This is a genomic window from Methylobacterium sp. J-076 (genome assembly GCF_022829405.1).
GTDB lineage: Bacteria > Pseudomonadota > Alphaproteobacteria > Rhizobiales > Beijerinckiaceae > Methylobacterium.
This window is the reverse complement of record NZ_JAKSXW010000134.1, coordinates 67,245-88,096: the sequence shown is the minus strand read 5'-3', so window position 1 is coordinate 88,096 and position 20,852 is coordinate 67,245. Positions and strand designations below refer to the sequence as shown.

The following is a 20,852-nucleotide window of genomic DNA, read 5'->3' as shown; positions in this document are numbered from 1 at the left end:
AAGATGCCGCCAAGCCCCTGTCCGCGCGAGGGCTTTTGCCGTCACAACACCCGTGCCAGCCCCGGTACCAGGGCGGCGAGGCGGATCGCTGGGCCGGTGTCCCGCGTGCCGTCCGCCCCGACGGAGGCGAGGCGGCAGAGGCCGTCCACGGTGAGGCCGGTGACGAGGCGGCCGCCCGGTTCCAGGGCCGCGAGCCAGTGCTCCGGCACCGCCTCCACGCAGCCGTTCACGAGGATGCGGTCGAACCCGCCATCCGGCAGGGACGGCGCCAGGGCGTCGGCCTGGACCACATGCACCCCGGGCAGGTCCGCGAGGCGCGCGGCGGCGTCCTCCGCGAGGGTGCGGTAGCGTTCGAGGCTCAGCACCGCCCCCGCCCCGAGGCGGTCGAGCAGGGCCGTGACGTAGCCGGAGCCCGCGCCGATCTCCATCACCCGCTGGCCGGGTTCGAGCTTGAGCCGCGTCAGCATCGCCGCCACCGACGAGGGGGCCGTCATGGTGGCGCCGCAGGGCAGCGGCAGGGCGATGTCCCACCGCGCCTGCTCCCGGTGCGCCTCCGGGGCGAAGGTCCCGCGGGGCACCCGCTCCATCGCCCGCAGCACGGCAATGTCCCGTAGGCCCTTCTCGCGCAGCGCGAGGACGAAGGCGGCGTCGTCGATGGAGCCCGCCTCGTCCCGCGCGGTGGTCATTCCGCGAAGGCCTGGGCGAAGCGGGTGAGCGTCGGCTCGTCGGTGAGGTCGAGGCGCAGCGGCGTCACCGAGATGCGCTTGTCGGCGATGGCCTTCAGGTCGGAGCCGTGGCCCGGCTCGAACCGGGCCTTGGCGAAGGCGAGCCAGAAATACGGGTTGCCGCGCCCGTCGACCCGGGCGTCGATCGACAGCAGCGCCTGGTTGCGGAACCCCTGCGCCGCCACCGCGATGCCCTGGACCTCCTCCGGCGCGCAATCGGGGAAGTTCACGTTGACCAGGATGCCCGGCTCGATGCCCGTGTCGAGGATCTTGCGGATCACCGAAGGCCCGTGGGTGCGGGCGCAATCCCACTTGAGCGCCTGCCGCCCGCCGGCCCCGTAGGCCTGGCTCAGGGCGATGGAGCGCACGCCGAGGATCGTCCCCTCCATCGCCGCGGCGATGGTGCCCGAATAGGTCACGTCCTCGGCGACGTTCTGGCCGCGGTTGACGCCGGACAGCACGAGGTCCGGCCCCTTCTCCGCCAGGATGTGGCGGATGCCGAGGATCACGCAATCGGAGGGCGTGCCCTTCACGGCGAAGCGCGTCTCCCCGGCCTGCCGCAGGCGCAGGGGATCGTTGAGGGAGAGCGAGTGCGACACGCCCGACTGGTCGCTCTCGGGGGCCACCACCCAGACGTCGTCCGACAGTTCGCGGGCGATCTCTTCCAGGGTGGCGAGGCCCGGCGCGTGAATGCCGTCGTCGTTGGTGACGAGGATGCGCATCTAGCGGGGTCCTTCGATCCGGTGGAGGCCGCCCATATAGGGCGCGAGGGCGGACGGGACCGTGATGCTCCCGTCGGGATTCTGATAGTTCTCGAGGACGGCGATCAGGGCGCGGCCCACCGCCACCCCCGAGCCGTTGAGGGTGTGGACGAAGGCCGGCTTCCCGTCCTTGCCCCGGTAGCGGGCCTGCATCCGCCGGGCCTGGAAATCGCCGCAGACCGAGCAGGAGGAGATCTCCCGGTAGGTCCGCTGGCCCGGCACCCAGACCTCGATGTCGTAGGTCTTCTGGCTGGCGAAGCCCATGTCGCCGGTGCAGAGGGTCATCACCCGGTAGGGCAGGTCGAGTTTTTTGAGGACCGCCTCGGCGCAGGTGAGCATCCGCTCGTGCTCGTCGGCCGACGCCTCGGGCGTGGTGATCGAGACCAGCTCGACCTTGTGGAACTGGTGCTGGCGCAGCATTCCGCGCGTGTCGCGCCCCGCCGCCCCGGCCTCGGCCCGGAAGCAGGGGGTGAGCGCGGTGAAGCGCAGGGGCAGCTCCTCCTCGCGGAGAATCGATTCGCGGACGAGGTTCGTCAGCGGCACCTCGGCGGTGGGGACGAGCCAGCGGCGCGGCTGCGCCGCGAAGCCCTGCGGGTCGTCCTGCGCCGTCCGCAAACTCTGCCCATCGACCACGGCGAACTGGTCGTCCTCGAACTTCGGCAACTGCGCCGTGCCGAACATCGCCTCGTCGCGGACCAGGACCGGCGGGGCGACCTCCAGGTATCCGTGCTCCTGCGTGTGCAGGTCGAGCATGAACTGGCCGAGCGCCCGCTCCAGCCGGGCGAGCTGGCCCTTCAGCACCACGAAGCGCGAGCCGGAGAGCTTGGCGGCGGTCTCGAAATCCATGAGGCCCATGGCCTCACCGAGCTCGAAATGCTCCTTGCCCTCGCTCAGCCGTTCGCGGGTGGAGGCGTGGCTGCGGTAGACGACGTTGCCGTGCTCGTCGGCACCCTCCGGCACGTCGGCCTTGGGGCGGTTGGGGATGGCGGCGAGCCGCGCGTCGAGGACCTTGCCGGCCTCGCCCTGCGCGGCCTCCAGGCCGGGCCCGGCCTCCTTCAGGGCGGCGACCTCGGCCATCAGCGCGGCGGCGCGGTCCTCGTCCTTGGCCTTCTTGGCGCCGCCGATCTCCTTGGCCAGCGCGTTGCGGCGCTCCTGGTTGGCCTGGGCGGCCGAGACCGCACCCTTGCGCGCCTCGTCGAGGGCGATCAGCTCGGCCGAGAGGGGGGGCAGGCCCCGGCGCTGGAGATCGCGGTCGAAGGCGTCCGGGTTCTCCCGGATGGCGCGGATGTCGTGCATCGGATCGGCTCGGGTCGGGCCACAGGGGCGTGGCCCGCGCTGGCCCCGCTTTGCCGCATCGCGCCGGGCGGGACAAGCGGGCGTGCCGCTCAGTGACCCTCCCCCCTCTGCGGGGAAGGGGGCTCTGCGAAGGCAGGGCGGGAGGGGGGCCGCGCGACGGGTCAGGATGTGAGGCCCATCGCGACCTGTCCGGATGCGTCGCTCCCCTCTCCCGACCCCCTGCCGGGGGCCACCCTCCCCCCGCAGAGGGGGGAGGGAGAACCTGCGTGCACTCACGGCCGGCTCGCCTTATGTGGCAAGGCCCGATTCAGTGACACGCCCCATGACAAGCCCCGCCACCCTCGACGCCCTGATGCCCCTGCTGGAGCGCATCGCCACCGCCCTGGAGCGGGCGGCGCCCCCTGCCCCGCCGGCCTTCGACCCCGGCGCGGCGGACGCCTTCCTCTGGGGGCCGGAGCGGCGGCTGGTGCCGGTGCCGGCGGTGGCCCACGTGGACATGGCCCTGCTCACCGGCATCGACCGGGCCCGGGAGATCCTGGTCGAGAACACCGAGCGATTCGCCCGGGGCCTGCCGGCCAACAACGCCCTCCTCTGGGGGGCGCGGGGCATGGGCAAGTCGTCCCTGGTGAAGGCGGCCCATGCGGACATCAACGCCCGGCGCCCCGCGGGCAGCCGGCCGATGAAGCTCGTGGAGATCCACCGGGAGGACATCGAGGCCCTGCCCGACCTGATGGCCCTGCTCCGGCCCGATCCGCACCGCTGGTTGGTCTATTGCGACGACCTGTCGTTCGATGCCGATGACACGTCCTACAAGTCCCTCAAGACGGCGCTCGACGGCGGCATCGAGGGCCGCCCGGCGAACGTGCTGTTCTACGCCACCTCGAACCGCCGCCACCTGCTCGCCCGCGACATGATGGAGAACGAGCGGTCCACGGCGATCAACCCCGGCGAGGCGGTGGAGGAGAAGGTCTCCCTCTCCGACCGGTTCGGCCTCTGGCTCGGCTTCCACAAGTGCAGCCAGGACGACTACCTCGCGATGATCGACGCCTACGCCCGGCGCTACGGCCTGGAGATCGCCCCCGAGCGCCTGCGCGCCGAGGCCCTGGAATGGGCCACCACGCGGGGCCACCGCTCCGGCCGCACGGCGTTCCAGTACATCCAGGACCTCGCCGGGCGGATGGGGAAGACCCTGGAGTGACATCGATCGCCGCGTCGGCCCCGGGCGAAGCCCTGCGCGCCTGAGGCCGACGCCTCAGTAATCCAGCGAGGCCGACAGCCAGACCGTCCGGGGCGCCCCGAGGATCAGGGCGCCGTTCGGGTTGGCGATCCAGAAGTGCCGGTCGGCGGCGTTCGTCACCGTGGCGCGCAGCGTCACCGGCTTGTCCCCCACCCGCGTCGTGTAGCGCAGGCCGAGATCCACGCTCGTCCAGTCGGGGATCTTCGAGAACGGCAGCCTGGTGAAGGTCGTGCCGGCATAGGACGAGCCCGTGTAGACCACGGTGGCGAGGGCGGTGAGGCCGCGCAGGAACGGCGTGTCCCATTCGAGGCCGGTGGTGGCCTGGACGCGCGGCGCCCCGGTGGCGGGGTTGCCGTCGTAGAGCCCGCCCCGGGTCCGCTGCCAGCGGGCGTCGAGCAGGGTCGCGCCGGCGATGACCCGCAGGTCCGGCGCCACCTCGCCGAACAGCGTGGCCTCGAAGCCGCGGTTCCGCTGGGTGCCGCCCACGCCGTAGATCTGGCTCAGCGGATCGACGTTGCCCGCCGGGTTGGTGATCTGGAAGGCCGAGAGGGTGGCGCCGAAGGTCGTGAAGTCGAGCTTCGCGCCGACCTCGTATTGCCGCGACCGGGCCGGGGCGAAGGCCTGCCCGGAATTTACCGCCGTGCCCGGAGCCCGCAGGGCGGTGAGGCCCTGGACGGTGTTGGCGTAGAGGGAGAGGGCCTCGGTCGGCCGCAGGACGAGGCCCAGAGCCGGGGTCGTCGCGGACCTGTCGTAGGCGCTGGTGACGAGGCCGGTGACCGGGGCGTTGTTGCCGGTGTCGATCTCCTGCCGCCGCGCCCCCACCAGCAGCTCCACCAGTCCGTCGGCGAAGGTCATGGTGTCGGAGACGCCGTAGCTCGTCATCCGGTTGTAGCTCGACCGGCCGAGGGGGAAGGTGCCCGCCGCGAGCGGCCGCCCCGGCGAGGCGAGGCGGACCGGCGCGTAGAGGTTCGAGAGGTAGTTCGCGTAAGTGGTCTGCCCCAGCGTCAGGTCCTGGTCGAGGCGCGTGGCGGTGAAGGCCACCTCGTGCCGGATCCCGCCCGTCGCGAAGCGCCCCCGCACCCCCGCCTCGCCCGAGAGCGTGGCGGTGTCGCCGGTCTGGAAGACGGAGTTCACCCGCGTCCGCCCCGTGGCGTCGAGGAGGGTGAAGGCGGGGTTCTCCTGCTTGTCGTAGGCGAAGCGGTTGGCGCCCAATGCCCCGAACAGGGTGATGTCCGGGGTGAGGTCGTATTCCGCCCGGCCGAGCCCGGTGAGGCTGTCGGCGCGGGAGAAATCGAAGTCCTGAGACATGTTCCGGCGCGGATCGGGGGCGCGGGGGATGCGCAGATCCGGCACGGGGTTCCCGCCCCGCGTCTGGCTGTCGTAGGCGTCGTGCTGGTAGATCACGTCGGCGAAGAGCCGGAGGCGCTCGCCGGCATAGTCGAGGCCGAGGGAGCCGACGCCGTTGCGCTGGCCGGTGCGGTCGATGGGCGTGTCGCCCCCGAACCCCGCGCCGTTGATGCGCACGCCCACCTGCTTTGCGTCGCCGTAGCGCCGGGCCAGATCGACCTGCGCCCCGCCCCGGGCGGGCGAGGCGTAATCGACCGTCACCCGGTTCAGCGGCTCCTCCCCCGCCCGCTTGGTGACGACGTTCACGGTGCCGGCGACGCTGCCGTAGATCGGCGCGCCGAAGAGGAAGGCCGCCGGGCCTTTCAGCACCTCGACCCGTTCGAGGGGCGCCGGATTGATCCGGTAATCCGGCACGAGGCCGTAGAGGCCGTTCAGGGCGAACTCGCGGTTGTCGACCCGGAAGCCGCGGATCGTCAGCGCGTCGTAGCGGTTGCCGCTGCCGATGGAGGCCCGCACCGACGGGTCCGTCCGCGTCAGGAGATCGCCGACGCTCACCGCCTGCGTGTCGCGGATCGTCCGCTCGGTGTAGCTCGCCGCGCTGAACGGCGTCTCCATGAAGTCCCGGTTGCCGAGGAGCCCGAGCCGGGTGCCCCGGGCGACCTGCCCGCCCGCGAAGGCCGGGGGCAGGCCACCCGCCTCCCCCGTGCCGGCCTGCCGCGCCGGGCCGCGGGCCTCCACCGAGAGCGCATCCAGCGTGACCGCGGCGTCGGCCTCCCCCTGCCGAGGCCCGGCCCGGCCGGGGCTGGGATTGATCATCGGGACGGTGGCGGCAAGTATTGCGGTGACCGAGCGTGCCATTTTGGGCCGCAGGCCGCCGTAAATTCTGCATTGTACACGGGTATTCCGACGGTCTTGTTGTCTATGTGTCCGTTCCATCGAAGCGCCCTGCGACGTTGTGTCAGTCGTGAGTCGCCCGATAGCATGTGATAAAGCCTTCAGAAACAACGATGATTTCGAAGTATTCCATCTTCAATGTGCGAATGCTTCGCGGGCGGGCTGCCTTTGCGGGCGCGCCGACGCCACCCAGGGCCGCGGGGCATCGCCGGAGCACTCCGCGCGGCCGGCCCTCCCCAGGCGAGGGGAGCGGGCAGCCGCGCGCGATGTCCGAGCCCCCCCGGGCCGGGGAGGCCGGGCATCCCGTGCCGCGATGGGTCTGCCTTGAGGTGGGAGGTGGGCCTACCGCCCGCTCGACCCGAAGCCGCCGCCGCCGCGGGCGGAGGGCGGTGTGTCGTCGGCGTCGAGGAGGGTCAGCTCCGGCCGGGCGATGCGGGTGAAGACGAGCTGGGCGATGCGTTCGCCGGGCTCGATCCGCACGGGGACGGCCCCGCGGTTCCAGGCCGAGATCATCAGCGGCCCCTCGTAGTCGGCGTCGATCACGCCGGTGCCGTTGCCGAGCACGAGGCCGTCCCGGTGGCCCCGCCCCGAGCGGGGGAAGACGAGGCCGCACCAGCCGGGGTCGCGGATCAGCAGGCTGAATCCCGCGGGGATCAGGAGGGCGGCGGCCTGCGGGGCGAGGTCCAGGGGCGCGTCGAGGCAGGCATGGAGGTCGAGCCCGGCGGCGGCGGCCGAGCCCCAGCGGGGGAAGCCCCAGCCGGGCAGCCGGGGGTCGTGCAGGCGCAGGCCGACCGCGGGGAGGTCGCCCATCCCCTCAGCCTTCGCGCCGCGCGATCGCCTCGGCCAGCGTCAGGATGCGCCGCGCCGCCTCGGCATGCAGCCGCTCGACCATCCGGCCTTCGACGCCGACCACGCCGAGCCCCTGGTTCTCGGGGGCGTCGAACACGGTCGCGATCCTCCGGGCCAGGGCGACCTCCTCCGCGTCCGGGGCGAAGGCGGCGTTGGCCGGGCCGATCTGGCTCGGGTGGATCAGCATCTTGCCGTCGAAGCCGAGTTCGCGCCCCTGGCGGCACTCCGCCTCGAAGCCGGCCGCGTCGGCGAAGTTCGTGAACACCCCGTCGATGGCCTCGATCTCGTAGGCCCGGGCGGCGGCGAGGACCTGCATCAGCCACGGCACCAGGGCGGCGCGGCCGGGGGGCGGGATGCGCCCGGCCTTGAGGAGGTCGTTCGGCCCGACGATCAGCGCGGAGAGGCGGGCATCCACGTCCCGGGCGGCGCTGGCGATCTCGGCGGCGTTCACCACCGCCATCGGCGTCTCGATCATCGCCCAGATGCGGGTGGCGGCCGGCGCCCCCAGCCGGCGCAGGCGCGAGCCGACGGCGATCAGCGTCTCGGAGCTGCGCACCTTGGGCACCAGCACCGCATCGGGCGCCGCCGGGGCGAGGGCCGCGAGGTCGGCCTCCCCGTCCTCCGTCTCGGGCGGGTTGATCCGCACCACCACCTCCCGGGGGCCGAAGCCGCGGGCGGCGACGGCGGCGGCCACGGCCTCCCGGGCGGCGGCCTTCGCGGCGGGGGCGGTGCCGTCCTCAAGGTCGATCAGCACCACGTCGACGGGAAGGGTGCGGGCCTTCTCGATGGCCCGGGCATTGGAGCCCGGCATGGCGAGGACGCTGCGGCGCGGACGAATCTCGCTCATCACGTGTCTCCCCAGACGGACAGGCCCCGTCCTGCCGGGCGCATAGCGGGCGCGTCCCGTCCCGGCAAGGAGGGAGGGGCGGGAATGGTGCCCGCGCCATGGGAGGCGGGGCCCGCAGGGGGCCTGCGGCCGACCCGCCATCCTCCGCGCGCAGGGTCCGATGACCTCCCGCCCCCATTGCCCTAGATCGGAGGGCATGAGCTTGCCCATCCGCCACGTCGCCCGCGCCATCGTCCTCGACCCCGCCGACCGGGTGCTGCTGATCGAGTACACCTCGGTCCACGCCACGGGGCCGGGGGGCGGGCCCCTGCACTTCTGGTTCATGCCCGGCGGCGGGCTGGAGCCCGGCGAGGACCACGTCACCGCCTGCGCCCGGGAACTCGGCGAGGAGATCGGCCGCGGCGACGCGACGATCGGGCCGCAGGTCGCGTCCTGTGACGGGCCGTTCCACCTGTTCCGCCAGCCCCGCGACGCCCGGGAGCGGTACTTCCTCGTGCGCCTGCCCGACGACCGGATCGACACGAGCCGCCTCGCCGAAACGGAGGACAACCCCCTCGTCGGCACCCGGTGGTGGACCCTTTCGGAGCTGGCGGCGACGGAGGCGCGGATCGAGCCGGCGGGCCTCGCCGGTGTCATCGCGCACCTCGTGGCCGGGACTATGCCGGCGGCCCCGGCCGTTCTGCACTGGCACAACCCCTGATTTCGCAGATGCGGCACCCGTCGCATCCCCAGAAGGAGAGACCATGTTCCCGACGAACCTCACCGACGGATACCGCTCGTTCCTGTCCGGCCGCTTCCCCGAGGAGCGGCGCCGGTTCAAGGAGCTGGCCACGAGCCAGGCCCCGGAGGTGCTGGTGATCAGCTGCTGCGACAGCCGCGTGGCGCCGGAGGCGATCTTCGACGCGGGGCCGGGCGAGCTGTTCGTGATCCGCAACGTGGCCAACATCGTGCCCGTCTACGAGACCGACGGCGACTACCACGGCACCTCGGCGGCCATCGAGTTCGCGGTGCAGGCCCTGGAGGTGAAGCACGTCGTGGTGCTGGGCCACGCCACCTGCGGTGGCATCAAGGCCTACGCCAACAAGGCCCAGCCGCTCTCGCCGGGCAACTTCATCGGCAAGTGGGTGTCGCTCGTGGCGCCCGCCGAGGCCAAGGCCGGCGATTCGAGCGCCCCCGACTACCTGACCCGCATGGAGCACGCGATGGTCAGCCAGAGCATGGAGAACCTGCTCAGCTTCCCCTTCGTGAAGGAGCGGGTGGAGGCCGGCAGCCTGAAGATCCACGGGGCGCATTTCGGCGTGGCCAACGGCATCCTGCTGGTGCGCGACCCCAAGACCGGTGACTTCACCCCGGCGGCCGACGGCCAGGGCCGGGCGATCCGCCCCTCCGATTCCCTCGTCTGCAACTGACCACGGGCCGCCCTCCGGGGCGGCCATGAAAAAGGGGTGGCGGGTCCCTCCGGACCCGCCACCCCTCATCCGTCAGCCTTGCGGCTAGATCACATCGCGCCGGGCATCCGCTGGAGCATGCCGTAATGCTCCTGGAGCGAGGGCAGCACCTGCTGGGCGTAGGTGCGCAGGGCCGGATTCGGGCCGCCCTGGGCATAGGCCTGGGTCATGCCGATGGCCATCTGGTGCGACTGCACCTGCTGCTGCACGTAGAGCCGGTCGAACCGCGGGCCGGCCGGGGTGGAGGAGAGCTCGGCGAGCATCGCCTGCTGCTGCGGGTTCGGCGGGACCAGCGTCGTGCCGCCGGTGTCCTCGACCATCCCGCCGCCGAGGCGGCTGCCCGTCGCCGCGCCCTGCGCCGCGCCGTTGCCGACACCCTGCAGGCCGCCGACCGGACCGCCCGACAGGGTACCGCCCACGGCGCCCGTCGCGGCACCCAGGCCCGCGCCGACCGCGCCGCCGGCCACGGCCAGCGGGGCGCCGATCAGGCCGCCGATGGGGCCGCCGTCCTGGGCCGCCATGGCACCGTTGGCGCCGCCGGCCAAGGCGACGTTCGCGGCCCGGTGGTCACGCAGGGCATCCTTGGCGTAGGAGCGGACCTGACCGTTGCGGGACTTTTGGAGGGCGATCTGCGCCGACTGCACCTCGAAGGCGTTCGACTGCATCGACTCCATCCGGAAGTCGTTCATCTGCGCGAAGGCCGGCGTGGACAGGGCCAGCACCATCGCGGAGGCGGCAACGTAATTCTTCAGCATCGAGAAACCTCGTCGAGTGGGAACACTGACGCGACAGGTGTCGCCCGCGCCGGATCTCGCGATCCCACGGCACTTGGCGACGCCAGCCGGCGTCGGATTCGTGAGGTCAACGGGGCTTTTCGGAGATAGTTCCTGATGCCGCCGAACAGAATCGCCCATAAGCCGGCAGATTGGAGAACGTTTACGCGGGATAGACTGGCCTGATGCTGGTCTTCATCCAAATCCTGCGTGCCGTCGCGGCGGCGATGGTGGTGTTGCACCACGGCCGGCACGAGGTCGGCCTGCTGGCCGACCGGGGCGCCGGGGCCGTCCTGCCGCCCGGGACGCTCCTGCCCTGGTGGGCGGGGGTCGACCTGTTCTTCGTGATCTCCGGCTTCGTCATCGTGCAGGCGAGCCGCCCCCTCGCCGGGGTGCCGGGGGGGCGGGGGCGCTTCCTCGCCCACCGGATCGCCCGGGTGGTGCCGCTCTACTGGCTCACGAGCTTCGCCTACCTCGCCCTGGCCCTCGCCGCGCCGGGGCTGCTCGGCGAGGCGGGGGCGCTCGCCCGGGAGCCCGGCTACCTCGCCGCCTCGTTCCTGTTCTGGCCGGCGGCCCGGCCGGACGGCAGCGTCCAGCCCCTCTACGGGCTCGGCTGGACGCTGAACTACGAGATGGCCTTCTACGCCGTCTTCGCCCTGGGGCTCGGCTTCGGGCTCCGCCGTGCGGTGGCGGGGCTCTGGGCCGGGCTCGGCGGCCTCGTCGCCCTGGGCGCCGTCCTCGGCCTGCCCCTGCCCCTCGCCTTCTGGGCGGATCCCATCGTCCTCGAATTCGCCCTCGGCGCGGGCCTGGGCCTCGCCCGGACGGCGGGCCTGCGCCTGCCCGCGCCCGCCCGGCTCGCCCTGGCCGGGCTCGGCTTCGCCGGGCTGCTGCTCGCCGCCCGGCACCTCGGGGGTGGGGGCGAGGTGCCGGGATTCGCCCGTCCGCTCCTCGTCGGGCTCCCGGCGCTGCTCCTCGTCGCCGGGGCGGCCCTGGGGCCGGGCCTCGGCCCGGCGGGGCTCGCGGCCTGCCCGGCGCCCCTGCGCGCCCTCGCCCGCCTGGGGGACGCGTCCTACGCCCTCTACCTCGTCCACCCCTTCGCCCTGCGGGCCGGGCGGGAGGCGCTGGCCCGCGCGGGCCTCGCCGGGCCGCTCCACCCCTGGGGCAGCCTCCTCGCCCTGACCCTCCTGTCCATCGCCGCGGCGTTCGCGGTCCACCGCGCCGTGGAACGGCCCCTGACCCGGCGCCTGCGGGCGTGGCTGGGCCCCCGCGAAAACCGTGTGGGGGGGCAAGCCCGCCCGGTTTCCACGGGGGGCGAGGACGGCTAGCCTCCGGCCCGACCTGACCCGAGAGGCGGCCCGGAGGCCGGCGCGATGAAGACCCTGCTCGTACCCGTGGCGATGCATGACGGCCTGCCCTCCGTCTTCGAGACGACCCGCCTCGCCGCGACGCGGTTCGGCAGCTTGATCGAGGGCGTGTCCCTGCGCCCCGCGCTTGCCGAGTACGTGCCCGTCGACATGGTGGGCGGCATGACGTGGCTGCGCGACGAGGAGGCCGACATCGCCGAGGCCGAGGAGGCGGGCTCGCGCTTCGTCGCCGCCATGGACGCGGCCGGCGTCCCCCGCCACCCGCGCGACGGCCTGTGCAACCCCGAGCGGGTGATGGAGGCCGGGCCGCGCTACCGATGGCGGCAGGACGTGCCCACCGGGGACGCCTTCCTCGGCCAGTATGCCCGCCTGTTCTCGGCCACGGTGGTCGGGCGCCCGGGGACCGGGGACAACGCCCCGCGGATGACCACCTTCGAGACGGCCCTGTTCGAGAGCGGGCGGCCGATCCTCCTCGCCCCGCCCTCGCCCCCCACCAGCCTCGGCGAGGCCGTGCTGGTGGCCTGGAACGGCTCCACCGAGACGGCCCGGGCGGTGGCCTTCGCCATGCCCTTCCTGCGCCGGGCCTCGCGGGTGCTGGTGCTGAGCGTCGAGGGCGGCATGGTGCCGGGGCCGAGCGCGCAGGACCTCGCCCAGGCCCTCGCCTGCGAGGGCGTGTCCGCCTCGCACCGGGCCCTGCCCGCGGGCCGCCGGGCGCCGGGCGAGACCTTCCTGGCCGAGGCCAAGGAGTTCGGCTGCGACCTGCTCATCAAGGGCGCCTACACCCAGAGCCGCCTGCGCCAGATGATCTTCGGCGGCGTCACCAGCCACGTCCTGGCCCAGGCCGACATGCCCGTGCTGATGGCCCACTGAAACCCCCGTCGCGGGAACCCCCGCACCACGGCCACGTTCGGCCAGGACCCCCCCTATCCGGCCGGAGGAACCCCGTGATCCGCACGCTGCCCGTCCTCGTCGCCCTCCTCGCCGCGGCCCCCGCCCTGGCGCAGCCGGCCAAGCCCGACCCTGCGACGCACCGGTTCCGCGGCACGGTGGAATCCCGCGACGGGGACGACCTGAGGATCGTCCGCCCCGGCGGCAGCACGGTGACGGTGCACATGGGCCCCAAGACCCAGGTCTACGCCGCCCTCGGCGCCCGCCTGCGCGACATCAAGCCGGAGAGCTACCTCACCGTCATCGACGTGCCCGGTGCCGCGCGGGTGGAGAGCGTCACGCTCTATTCCCCCTCCGAGCGCGGCTTCGCGGCGGGCCGCCAGCCCTGGGACACGGAGCCCGGCGCCACCCTCACCGGCGGCTGGGTCGCCGACCTCACCGGCACCGGGACCCGGCAGGTCACCCTGACCTACGGCGACCAGCGCAGCGCCTTCGCGATCACCCCCGACACCCCCGTGACGCAGGTCGCGCCGGGCGAGAAGGCCCTGCTCGTGCCGGGTGCCGCCGTGACGGTGTTCACCAACGCCGACCCGGACGGGGCGCACGATGCCGGCACCGTCATCGTCGGCCGCCAGGGGACCGTGCCGACCCTGTGAGGGTGCCCTGTCGCCTCCGCCGGGCCGCGCTATAGAGACGGGATGACCGCTCCCGAATTCGACCTCGACCCGCGGCTGGCCGCCGACACCGTGCATCTGGGCGACCTCGCCCTGTCGCGGGTGCTGCTGATGGACGACGCGCGCTTTCCCTGGTTGATCCTCGTGCCCCGCCTGCCCGGCGTGAGCGAGATCACCGACCTCCCCGAACCCGAGGCGGCGATGCTCTGGCAGGAGACCCGCCTCGCCTCGGGCGTGATGCAGGCGCTGGCCAAGCCCGACAAGGTCAACGTCGCGGCGCTGGGCAACGTCGTCAGCCAGCTCCACGTCCACGTCGTCGGGCGGTTCCGCTCGGATCCGGCCTGGCCCGGTCCGGTCTGGGGCTTCGGCACCCGCACCCCCTACCCGCTCCACGCCCGCGCCCAGCTCGCCGAGCGGGCCGGCTCCCTCTTCGCGGCGGCCTGATTCGATGACCGACCCCCTCGCCACCCTGGGCTTTTCCCGCAACCGTCTCGACCGGCACTCGGCCGAGCAGCCGGAGGAGGCGGTGCCGCCCCTCGACGCGGCGGGGGCGCGCCTGCTCCTCCTCGGCGGCGACCGCTTCGTGCTGCGGGGCGGGACCGCCCTCCTCGACGCAGCCGCCGCGCTGCCCCTCGCCGTGGGGCGGACCGAGACGGTGTTCCTCGGCCGGTGGGACGGAAGGCCCACCTTCGCCGCCACGGTGCCGGCCGACGAGCTGCCGACCCTGGAGACCGCCGGAGACCGCAGCCTCGACCTGCGCAGCATCGCCACCGAATCGGCCGTCGAGGCGGAGGAGCTGGGCCTGCTGGCGGTGGCGAAGTCGATGCTCGATTGGCACGGCCGCCACCGCTTCTGCGCCAATTGCGGCGCACCGACCTTCACGGCGGCGGGGGGCTTCCGGCGGGAATGCAAGGCCTGCAACGCCCACCACTTCCCGCGGGTCGATCCGGTGGTGATCATGCTGGTGCGCCGGGGCGACACCTGCCTGCTCGGCCGCGGCCCGCATTTCCGGCCGCACATGTACTCCTGCCTCGCGGGCTTTCTCGAGCCCGGCGAGACCATGGAGGACGCCGTGCGCCGGGAGGTGTTCGAGGAGACGCGGATCCGCGTCGGGGCGGTGTCCTACCGGGCCTCGCAGCCCTGGCCGTTCCCCTCCTCGCTGATGCTCGGCTGCGTCGCCGAGGCCCTCGACGGGGAGATCGTCACCGACCCGAGCGAGCTGGAGGATGCCCGCTGGTTCGACCGGGCGGCGGTGGCGGCGATGATCGAGGGGACCCATCCGGACGGCATCCTCTCGCCCCCGCCCATGGCGATCGCGCACGTGCTGATGCGGCAATTCGTGGAGGGGTGACGCCCGTCCCGCCCCCGCCGCCGGCTCCTCAGGCCGCCGCCCCGACCGCCTTCGGACCCCGCAGGGACGCCAGCCCGAAGGCGGCCACGCAGGCGTAGCAGGCGATGGGGGCGATCAGGGCGGGCTGGAGGCCGATCCGGTCCGCCAGCGCCCCGGTGATCACCGGAACCACCGCCCCGCCGACGATGGCGACGCAGACGATCCCCGCCCCCTGCGCCATGCGGGGCCCCAGGCCTTCGATCGCCATGGCGAAGATCGTCGGGAACATGATCGAGTTGGCGAGGCCCACCGCCAGGAGGCTCCAGCCGGAGATCGTCCCCCCGGTCAGCGCGGAGAGGGCGGCGAGGAGGCCGGCCGCCAGTGCGCAGGCGGCGAGCGCCGCCCCGCCCCTCACCCGGCGCAGGGCGACGCTGCCGACGATCCGCCCCGCCAGGGCGCCGCCCCAGTAGACGCTCAGCAGATGCCCGGCGGTCTCGGGGCTCGCCGCCAGGACCTGCCTCTGCGCGAGGTAGCTCACCATCAGCGTGCCGATGGACACCTCCGCGCCGACATAGAGGAAGATCGCCAGGGCCCCGAGGGCCAGCCGCGGCCGGGCCAGAAGGTCGAGCCCGATCCCCTTGGCCTCGGCCGATCCGCCATCCTCCGGGAGCCAGCGGCGCAGGCACCAGAACAGGGCCGCGAGCCCGGCGAGCCCGCCCGCGATGACGAGGAACGGCGTCTGCAGCACCGCGGCCTGCGCCTGCCGGATGGCGGCCAGGGCCTCCGGGGAGAGGCTGGCGGGATCGGCCGGGACCTCCGGCCCCCGGGACAGGATCGCCCAGGCCCCCACCGCCGGCCCGACCGTGGTGCCGAGGGAGTTGAAGGTCTGGGCCAGGGTCAGCCGGCTCGGCGCGCTCTCCGGCGGCCCGAGGCCGGTGACCAGCGGGTTGGCGGCCACCTGCAGCACGGCGATGCCCGAAGCCATCACGAAAAGCGCCGCCAGGAACAGGGGATAGAGGCCGATCTTCGCGGCCGGGGTGAACAGCACGCCGCCGAGCGCCATGACCAGCAGCCCGAGCACCAACCCGCGGATGTAGCCGATCCGCGCCACCACCGCCCCGGCCGGCAGGGAGATCACCGCATAGGCGAGGAAGAAGCAGAACTGGGTGAGCGTCGCCTCGGCGTAGCTCAGGGAGAACAGGCTCTTCAGCTTGGGCGTGATGATGTCGACGAGGACGGTCGCGAGGCCCCAGGTGAAGAACAAGGCCAGCATGAAGGGCAGGATCCAGCCCGCCCCGGAAGCCGTCGCCGAGGCCGGGCCCCCTGCGCGCCGCGTGGCACCGTCAGCCGGCGTGCCCCCGAGAGCGACCATCCGTTGCCTCCCCCACCCCCGGCTTCCCGGGGTGCGCGACCGATCCGAGCGTTGTCGACGCCCGGAGAAGCGGTGTCAAAGCGGCGCGGTCACAGCCCCGCCAGGGGGAAGACCGCGAGGGCGCCGAGGAAGACGAAGCCCGTGAGCAGGGTCGTCCAGATCGCCTTCTCCCGCAGCCGCGGGGCGGCGGGCGCCCCGAGATCCTGCCCCGGCACGATGTGCTCGGGCCGGGTCTCCGCCTGGTTGCGGATCGGCAGGATCGCGAAGAGCAGCGTCCACCAGATGACGAAGTAGAGGGCGACCCCGCCGCCGACGCTCAGCCGGAACAGGCTCACCCCCGCCGCGACGAAGACCGCGACGAGGAGCACGACGGCCGCGAGGGTGGCGGGCGTCGAGCGCCCGAACACCCGCATCAGGCGGGTCATCTCACACCGTCGTCGTTTGGGCGCACCCGCGACGACGGCAGGGGAGCCCCGACCCGCACCGGCATCATACCTGCTCCAGCTCCACCAGCGTGCCCAGGAAGTCCTTGGGGTGCAGGAACAGCACCGGCTTGCCGTGGGCGCCGATCTTCGGCTCGCCCGTGCCGAGCACCCGGGCGCCCTGCGCCTTCAGCTTGTCCCGGGCGGCGAGGATGTCGTCCACCTCGTAGCAGACGTGGTGGACGCCGCCGTTGGGGTTGCGCTCCACGAAGGCCTCGATCGGCGAGCCCTCTCCGAGGGGCGCCATCAGCTCGACCTTGCTGTTGGGCAGTTCCACGAACACGACGGTGACGCCGTGCTCCGGCTGCGGCAGCGCCTCGGACACCTTGGCGCCCAGCGTGTCCCGGTAGACCGCGCAGGCGGCATCGAGATCGCGCACCGCGATGGCCACATGGTTGAGCCGGCCGATCATTCTTCTCGTCCTCCCTGTGTCAGACCTTCGCGGGCTCAGGTGTCCCATCCGGCGCCCCCATCCTGAGGTGCGGCGCGAGCCGCCTCGGAGGAGACCTCCGGTGGCCGCGCGGACCCCGGAGCCCTCCTTCGTGGCCCGCAGGGGCGGGCACCTCAGGATGAGGGGACGGAGGGGATGAGCCCTGCCCGCCCGTGGCGGACCGTAGCTTACACCTCCACCACCTGCACGTGGCAGGCGGGCTTCTTCCCCCAGACCTCGTTGACCGCCTGCCGCACGGCCCGGTCCACGCTCTTCTCGACGCCCTCGGAATCCTTGAGCTTGCCGCGGGACAGGCCCGCCAGGGTCGTCGAGACGGCATCGACCACGGTGTCGATCAGCGCCTCGCCGCCCCGGCCGCGGTTGGGCAGGCCGATGATGTCCACCGCCGGCTCGCCCAGCACCACGCCGTCCTCGTCGATGGCGATGGCCACCGAGACGAGCCCGGCCTGCATCAGCTTCCGGCGCTCGGGGATCGCCCGGTCCTTGTCGTCGATCAGGACGTGGCCGTCCTTGTACAGGCGCCCGGCCTTGACGTGCTCGATCACCGCCGGCGTGCCGGGGGACAGGCGCACCAGGGTGCCGTTGCGCGCCTTGACCACGTTGCCGACGCCCTGGGCGCGGGCGAAGCGGGCGTGCTCGTCGAGGTGGAGCGGCTCGCCGTGGACGGGGATCGCCGTCTGCGGCCGGGTCCACTTGTACATCTCGACCATCTCGTCCCGGCGGGGGTGGCCGGAGACGTGGACCAGCTCGGTCCGGTCGGTGATGACCTGGACGCCCTGATCGATCAGGTCGTTGATGATGGCGCCGACGTCCCGCTCGTTGCCGGGGATCGCCCGCGAGGAGAAGATCACCCGGTCGCCCTCGGCCAGGCTGATATCGGGATGGTCGCGGCGGGAGACCCGCGACATGGCCGCCCGCGGCTCGCCCTGCGACCCGGTGAGAAGGGCCACCACCTTGTCGCGGGGGATGCTCTTCCACGAATCCGACCGGCGGAACTCCGGCAGGCCGTCGAGGTAGCCGCATTCCCGGGCGACATCGATCACCCGGTCCATGGCCCGGCCGACGGCGATGACCTCCCGGCCGCAGGCCTGGGCCGCCTCGGCCACGGCGCGGATGCGGGCCACGTTGGAGGCGAAGGTCGTCACGGCCACCCGGTGGGGCGCCTCGGCGATCAGCGTCTTGAGGGTGGCGGCGACCTCGGTCTCGCTCGGCGAGAAGCCCTCGCGCACCACGTTGGTGGAATCGCAGACGAGGGCGAGGATGCCCTCGTCACCCAGCGCCATGAACGCCTCCGGCGAGGTGACGTTGCCGGCCACCGGCGTCGGGTCGAGCTTCCAGTCGCCGGTATGGACCACGAGGCCCGCCGCCGTGCGGATCGCCACCGCGTTCGATTCGGGGATCGAGTGGGCCACCGGCACGAACTCGATCTCGAACGGACCGATCGTCTGCCGCCGGCCGGGCTTGACCTCGCGCAGCTCCACCTTCGGGGCGCCCGGCTCCGAGAGGCGCCGGGTCTCCAGCAGGTTCTTGGCGAACCGTGTGGCGTAGACCGGCACGCGCAGGCGCGTCCACAGCTCCGAGATCGCGCCGATGTGGTCCTCGTGCGCGTGGGTGATGAAGATGCCGAGAAGGTCCTTCCGGCGTTCCTCGATGAAGGAGAGGTCCGGGAACATGAGGTCGATGCCGGGCATCGCCTCCTCCCCCGCGAAGCCCATCCCGCAATCGACCATGATCCATTTGCGGCCCTTCACCGGCCCGAAGCCGTACAGGGCCGCATTCATCCCGATCTCGCCCACGCCGCCGAGCGGCAGGAAGACGAGCTCCTCCTGTCCCATTGCCATCTGTCGTCGTCCAAACTCAGGCCGCCGTCGCGGCCGTTCCAAAATGCACCTCCCCGGCAGTCACGACATGCCGGGCATCGTCGGGGCCGAGGATCACGAGCCGCCCCCCCTCGTCGATCGTGTCGAACCGGCCCCGGAGGACCCGTTCCCCGCTCGCCACCGCGATCTCGGAGCCGAGACCGGCGGCCCGCGCGAGCCACAGCGCGCGGATGCGGGCAAATTCCGTTCCTCCGCCCCAGGTGCGCCCCTGCGCCGCCAGATGGTCGGAGAGATGCTCCAGTAACGCTTCCGGGCCGCCGACGTAACCCGCCGCGGCGAGGCTCGTCGCCCTCAGGCCCTCCGGCGCCGCCGCGACGTTGACCCCGAAGCCGATCACCACCGCCCGCCGGCCCCCAGGCAGCGTCTCGGCCTCGAGCAGCAGCCCCGCGAGCTTGGCCCCGCCGAGCAACAGGTCGTTCGGCCATTTCAGCCGAACAGATCGGGCCGGATCGGCCCGATCCCAGCCCGGCAGGGTGCCGCAGGCCGCCTCCACCGCCCCCGCCAGCGCCACCCCCGCCACGAAGCCGAGTTCGGCCAGATGCTCCGGCGCCACCCCGGCGACCGGCCAGAGGACGCTGGCCGTCAGGTTGCCGGGGAGCGAGGCCCAGGCGTTGCCCCGGCGGCCGCGCCCCGCCTCCTGCCGGTGCGCCACGACCCAGAGCGGCCCGCCCTCGCCGGCCCGCGCCCGCTCCAGGGCTTCGGTGTTGGTGGATCCGAGGCGGTCGTGGACGTGGAGCCGATGCCCCGCCATCCGCGCCGCCTGACCGAGACGGTAGGCCAATCCTAGAAGAGCGACTTGGCCGCGTTCGCGGCGGCGACCCGGAGGGGGTCCGGCATCACGACGAACAGGATCACGACGATGCTCGACAGGGCGAGCACCACCCGCAGCCCCGGCGCCATGGCGTCGTAGCGCTCCTTCGGCTCGTCGAAATACATGATCCGCACGACGCGCAGGTAGTAGTAGGCGCCGACCACGCTGGTCACCACGCCGATCACCGCGAGCGTCACGAGGCCCGCCTTGATCGCCGCCGCGAACACGTAGAACTTCGCGAAGAACCCGGCCAGCGGCGGGATGCCGGCGAGCGAGAACATCATCGCCGCGAGGCAGAAGGCCAGCCACGGGTGGGTCCGCGACAGGCCCGAGAGGTCCTCGATCGACTCGAACATCACGTCCCGGCGGCGCAGGCTGAGGATGATCGCGAAGGTGCCGAGCGTCATCGCGAGGTAGATGATCATGTAGAGCACGAGGCCCTCGATCCCCTCCTGCGAGCCCGAGGCGAGGCCGATCAGCGCGTAGCCGATGTTGGCGATCGAGGAATAGGCCATCAGGCGCTTGATCGAGCGCTGGCCGATGGCGGCGAAGGAGCCGAGCGCCATCGAGACGATGGAGACGAACACGAAGATCTGCTGCCAGATCGCCGTCACGTCCGGCAGGGCGCCGATGAACACCCGCACCGTCATCGACACCGCCGCCATCTTCGGCGCCGCGGCGAAGAAGGCCGTCACCGGGGTGGGCGAGCCCTCGTACACGTCGGGCGTCCACATGTGGAACGGCACCGCCGACATCTTGAAGCACACGCCCGCCGCCACGAACACGATGCCGAGCACGATGCCCGCCCCGGCCTGGTCGTTCAGGGCGGTGACGATCCCCGGGAACGAGACCGTGCCGGTGAAGCCGTAGATCAACGACGCGCCGTAGAGCAGCATGCCGGAGGAGAGGGCGCCGAGCACGAAGTACTTCAGGCCGGCCTCGGTGGAGCGCGCGTCGTCCCGGTGGAAGGCGGCGATCACGTAGGCGGCCAGGGACTGGAGCTCCAGGCCGAGATACAGGGCGATGAGGTCGTTGGCCGACACCATCACCATCATGCCGATCGTGCACAGCACGATGAGCACCGGGTACTCGAACCGGTCGATCTTCTCCCGCTTGAAGAAGTCGTGGGAGAGGAGGATCGCCGCCGCGGAGCCGAGCAGCACCAGGGACTTCATCACCTTCGAGAAGGAATCCGACACGAAGGCGCCCGACAGGGTGGTGACCCGGCCGTGGGCCGGCTGCGACAGCACCGCGAAGAGGGCGACGAGCAGCAGCACCAGGGCGCCGAGGCTCACGGTCTCGGTGGAGCGTTCGCCCAGCCATGCGCCGTAGAGGATCAGCACCAGCACGCCGATGCTGAGGATCAGCTCCGGCAGGAGCGGCGCGAGGGACGGGAGGGCGGCGTGGACGGGCGGCATCGGGA

The 20,852-nt window shown here is 72.8% G+C and carries 21 protein-coding genes; 8 read left to right on the top strand and 13 right to left on the bottom strand.

The window, feature by feature from the left end; genetic code table 11:
• Positions 1-41 precede the first annotated feature (41 nt).
• Genes MKK53_RS17765 through serS form a run of 3 tightly spaced genes read right to left on the bottom strand, consistent with a single transcriptional unit; the run spans position 42 to position 2,782 of the window.
• Positions 42-686, bottom strand: coding sequence for a protein-L-isoaspartate O-methyltransferase family protein (locus tag MKK53_RS17765; protein WP_243930040.1), 645 nt, complete (start codon positions 684-686; stop codon positions 42-44).
• On the bottom strand, positions 683-1,447 hold the full coding sequence (gene surE, locus MKK53_RS17760; protein ID WP_243930039.1) for a 5'/3'-nucleotidase SurE: 765 nt from the start codon (positions 1,445-1,447) through the stop codon (positions 683-685). Before surE ends, MKK53_RS17765 begins: the two co-directional genes overlap by 4 nt.
• A complete protein-coding gene (gene serS / locus MKK53_RS17755) occupies positions 1,448-2,782 on the bottom strand; it encodes a serine--tRNA ligase (protein ID WP_243930038.1) in 1,335 nt (444 codons plus the stop codon).
• A gap of 322 nt (positions 2,783-3,104) precedes the next feature.
• Between serS and MKK53_RS17750 the strand changes: the two genes are divergently transcribed.
• Positions 3,105-3,980, top strand: a complete 876-nt coding sequence (locus tag MKK53_RS17750) for an ATP-binding protein (protein ID WP_243930037.1) — start codon at positions 3,105-3,107, stop codon at positions 3,978-3,980.
• A gap of 54 nt (positions 3,981-4,034) precedes the next feature.
• Here the strand turns inward: MKK53_RS17750 and MKK53_RS17745 are convergent, their stop codons facing one another.
• The 3 genes from MKK53_RS17745 to MKK53_RS17735 all read right to left on the bottom strand — a co-directional run bounded on the left by MKK53_RS17745 (position 4,035) and on the right by MKK53_RS17735 (position 7,956).
• On the bottom strand, positions 4,035-6,224 hold the full coding sequence (locus tag MKK53_RS17745; RefSeq protein ID WP_243930036.1) for a TonB-dependent receptor: 2,190 nt from the start codon (positions 6,222-6,224) through the stop codon (positions 4,035-4,037).
• A gap of 378 nt (positions 6,225-6,602) precedes the next feature.
• Entirely contained in the window at positions 6,603-7,070 is a 468-nt protein-coding gene (dut, locus tag MKK53_RS17740; protein ID WP_243930035.1) for a dUTP diphosphatase, read from the bottom strand.
• 4 nt (positions 7,071-7,074) lie between these two features.
• Positions 7,075-7,956 (bottom strand): HpcH/HpaI aldolase/citrate lyase family protein, encoded by an 882-nt coding sequence (locus MKK53_RS17735; RefSeq protein ID WP_243930034.1) that lies wholly within the window; start codon positions 7,954-7,956, stop codon positions 7,075-7,077.
• Between the two features lie 196 nt (positions 7,957-8,152).
• On the opposite strand from MKK53_RS17735, the gene MKK53_RS17730 reads away from it, so the two are divergent.
• Both MKK53_RS17730 and MKK53_RS17725 read left to right on the top strand, forming a co-directional pair.
• A complete protein-coding gene (locus MKK53_RS17730; protein WP_243930033.1) occupies positions 8,153-8,656 on the top strand; it encodes an NUDIX hydrolase in 504 nt (167 codons plus the stop codon).
• A gap of 43 nt (positions 8,657-8,699) precedes the next feature.
• Positions 8,700-9,365 carry a carbonic anhydrase gene (locus MKK53_RS17725; RefSeq protein WP_243930032.1) on the top strand — a complete coding sequence of 222 codons (666 nt, stop codon included), beginning with the start codon at positions 8,700-8,702 and terminating at the stop codon, positions 9,363-9,365.
• An 89-nt stretch (positions 9,366-9,454) separates the two neighbouring features.
• Here MKK53_RS17725 and MKK53_RS17720 read toward each other — a convergent pair whose 3' ends face one another.
• Positions 9,455-10,159 carry a DUF4142 domain-containing protein gene (locus MKK53_RS17720; protein ID WP_243930031.1) on the bottom strand — a complete coding sequence of 235 codons (705 nt, stop codon included), beginning with the start codon at positions 10,157-10,159 and terminating at the stop codon, positions 9,455-9,457.
• Positions 10,160-10,362: 203 nt separating this feature from the next.
• Here MKK53_RS17720 and MKK53_RS17715 point away from each other — a divergent pair, with 203 nt between their 5' ends.
• The 5 genes from MKK53_RS17715 to nudC all read left to right on the top strand — a co-directional run bounded on the left by MKK53_RS17715 (position 10,363) and on the right by nudC (position 14,454).
• A complete protein-coding gene (locus MKK53_RS17715; protein ID WP_243930030.1) occupies positions 10,363-11,502 on the top strand; it encodes an acyltransferase family protein in 1,140 nt (379 codons plus the stop codon).
• A 45-nt stretch (positions 11,503-11,547) separates the two neighbouring features.
• Positions 11,548-12,411: a universal stress protein gene (locus tag MKK53_RS17710; protein ID WP_243930029.1), complete on the top strand. Its 864-nt coding sequence runs from the start codon at positions 11,548-11,550 to the stop codon at positions 12,409-12,411.
• A gap of 74 nt (positions 12,412-12,485) precedes the next feature.
• Positions 12,486-13,085 (top strand): hypothetical protein, encoded by a 600-nt coding sequence (locus MKK53_RS17705; RefSeq protein ID WP_243930028.1) that lies wholly within the window; start codon positions 12,486-12,488, stop codon positions 13,083-13,085.
• A gap of 42 nt (positions 13,086-13,127) precedes the next feature.
• Entirely contained in the window at positions 13,128-13,547 is a 420-nt protein-coding gene (locus MKK53_RS17700) for an HIT domain-containing protein (RefSeq protein ID WP_243930027.1), read from the top strand.
• A gap of 4 nt (positions 13,548-13,551) precedes the next feature.
• Positions 13,552-14,454 carry an NAD(+) diphosphatase gene (nudC, locus tag MKK53_RS17695; RefSeq protein WP_243930026.1) on the top strand — a complete coding sequence of 301 codons (903 nt, stop codon included), beginning with the start codon at positions 13,552-13,554 and terminating at the stop codon, positions 14,452-14,454.
• A 28-nt stretch (positions 14,455-14,482) separates the two neighbouring features.
• On the opposite strand, the gene MKK53_RS17690 is transcribed toward nudC, so the two are convergent.
• The 6 genes from MKK53_RS17690 to nuoN form a co-directional block, all read right to left on the bottom strand.
• Complete coding sequence (locus MKK53_RS17690; protein ID WP_243930025.1) at positions 14,483-15,706, bottom strand: sugar MFS transporter; 1,224 nt, start codon at positions 15,704-15,706, stop codon at positions 14,483-14,485.
• A gap of 188 nt (positions 15,707-15,894) precedes the next feature.
• Positions 15,895-16,230, bottom strand: coding sequence for a DUF1467 family protein (locus MKK53_RS17685; RefSeq protein WP_243930024.1), 336 nt, complete (start codon positions 16,228-16,230; stop codon positions 15,895-15,897).
• A 64-nt stretch (positions 16,231-16,294) separates the two neighbouring features.
• Complete coding sequence (gene mce / locus MKK53_RS17680) at positions 16,295-16,699, bottom strand: methylmalonyl-CoA epimerase (protein WP_243930023.1); 405 nt, start codon at positions 16,697-16,699, stop codon at positions 16,295-16,297.
• Between the two features lie 206 nt (positions 16,700-16,905).
• Complete coding sequence (locus tag MKK53_RS17675) at positions 16,906-18,579, bottom strand: ribonuclease J (protein ID WP_243930022.1); 1,674 nt, start codon at positions 18,577-18,579, stop codon at positions 16,906-16,908.
• Positions 18,580-18,595: 16 nt separating this feature from the next.
• The gene (locus MKK53_RS17670) at positions 18,596-19,399 is read right to left on the bottom strand and encodes a biotin--[acetyl-CoA-carboxylase] ligase (RefSeq protein WP_243930021.1); all 804 of its coding nucleotides are present in this window, start codon (positions 19,397-19,399) and stop codon (positions 18,596-18,598) included.
• Positions 19,400-19,401: 2 nt separating this feature from the next.
• Positions 19,402-20,847 (bottom strand): NADH-quinone oxidoreductase subunit NuoN, encoded by a 1,446-nt coding sequence (nuoN, locus tag MKK53_RS17665; protein WP_243930020.1) that lies wholly within the window; start codon positions 20,845-20,847, stop codon positions 19,402-19,404.
• Between the last annotated feature and the right edge of the window lie 5 nt (positions 20,848-20,852).

Bases quoted from the DNA above. Each gene is read 5' to 3' on its own strand.
- serS (WP_243930038.1), bottom strand. From the start codon at position 2,782: ATGCACGACATCCGCGCCATCCGGGAGAACCCGGACGCCTTCGACCGC.
- MKK53_RS17675 (WP_243930022.1), bottom strand. From the start codon at position 18,579: ATGGCAATGGGACAGGAGGAGCTCGTCTTCCTGCCGCTCGGCGGCGTG.
- MKK53_RS17735 (WP_243930034.1), bottom strand. From the start codon at position 7,956: ATGAGCGAGATTCGTCCGCGCCGCAGCGTCCTCGCCATGCCGGGCTCC.
- MKK53_RS17720 (WP_243930031.1), bottom strand. From the start codon at position 10,159: ATGCTGAAGAATTACGTTGCCGCCTCCGCGATGGTGCTGGCCCTGTCC.
- MKK53_RS17725 (WP_243930032.1), top strand. From the start codon at position 8,700: ATGTTCCCGACGAACCTCACCGACGGATACCGCTCGTTCCTGTCCGGC.
- MKK53_RS17685 (WP_243930024.1), bottom strand. From the start codon at position 16,230: ATGACCCGCCTGATGCGGGTGTTCGGGCGCTCGACGCCCGCCACCCTC.
- nudC (WP_243930026.1), top strand. From the start codon at position 13,552: ATGACCGACCCCCTCGCCACCCTGGGCTTTTCCCGCAACCGTCTCGAC.
- MKK53_RS17765 (WP_243930040.1), bottom strand. From the start codon at position 686: ATGACCACCGCGCGGGACGAGGCGGGCTCCATCGACGACGCCGCCTTC.
- surE (WP_243930039.1), bottom strand. From the start codon at position 1,447: ATGCGCATCCTCGTCACCAACGACGACGGCATTCACGCGCCGGGCCTC.
- MKK53_RS17730 (WP_243930033.1), top strand. From the start codon at position 8,153: ATGAGCTTGCCCATCCGCCACGTCGCCCGCGCCATCGTCCTCGACCCC.
- MKK53_RS17710 (WP_243930029.1), top strand. From the start codon at position 11,548: ATGAAGACCCTGCTCGTACCCGTGGCGATGCATGACGGCCTGCCCTCC.
- MKK53_RS17690 (WP_243930025.1), bottom strand. From the start codon at position 15,706: ATGCTGGCCTTGTTCTTCACCTGGGGCCTCGCGACCGTCCTCGTCGAC.
- nuoN (WP_243930020.1), bottom strand. From the start codon at position 20,847: ATGCCGCCCGTCCACGCCGCCCTCCCGTCCCTCGCGCCGCTCCTGCCG.
- mce (WP_243930023.1), bottom strand. From the start codon at position 16,699: ATGATCGGCCGGCTCAACCATGTGGCCATCGCGGTGCGCGATCTCGAT.
- MKK53_RS17715 (WP_243930030.1), top strand. From the start codon at position 10,363: ATGCTGGTCTTCATCCAAATCCTGCGTGCCGTCGCGGCGGCGATGGTG.
- MKK53_RS17745 (WP_243930036.1), bottom strand. From the start codon at position 6,224: ATGGCACGCTCGGTCACCGCAATACTTGCCGCCACCGTCCCGATGATC.
- MKK53_RS17700 (WP_243930027.1), top strand. From the start codon at position 13,128: ATGACCGCTCCCGAATTCGACCTCGACCCGCGGCTGGCCGCCGACACC.
- MKK53_RS17750 (WP_243930037.1), top strand. From the start codon at position 3,105: ATGACAAGCCCCGCCACCCTCGACGCCCTGATGCCCCTGCTGGAGCGC.
- dut (WP_243930035.1), bottom strand. From the start codon at position 7,070: ATGGGCGACCTCCCCGCGGTCGGCCTGCGCCTGCACGACCCCCGGCTG.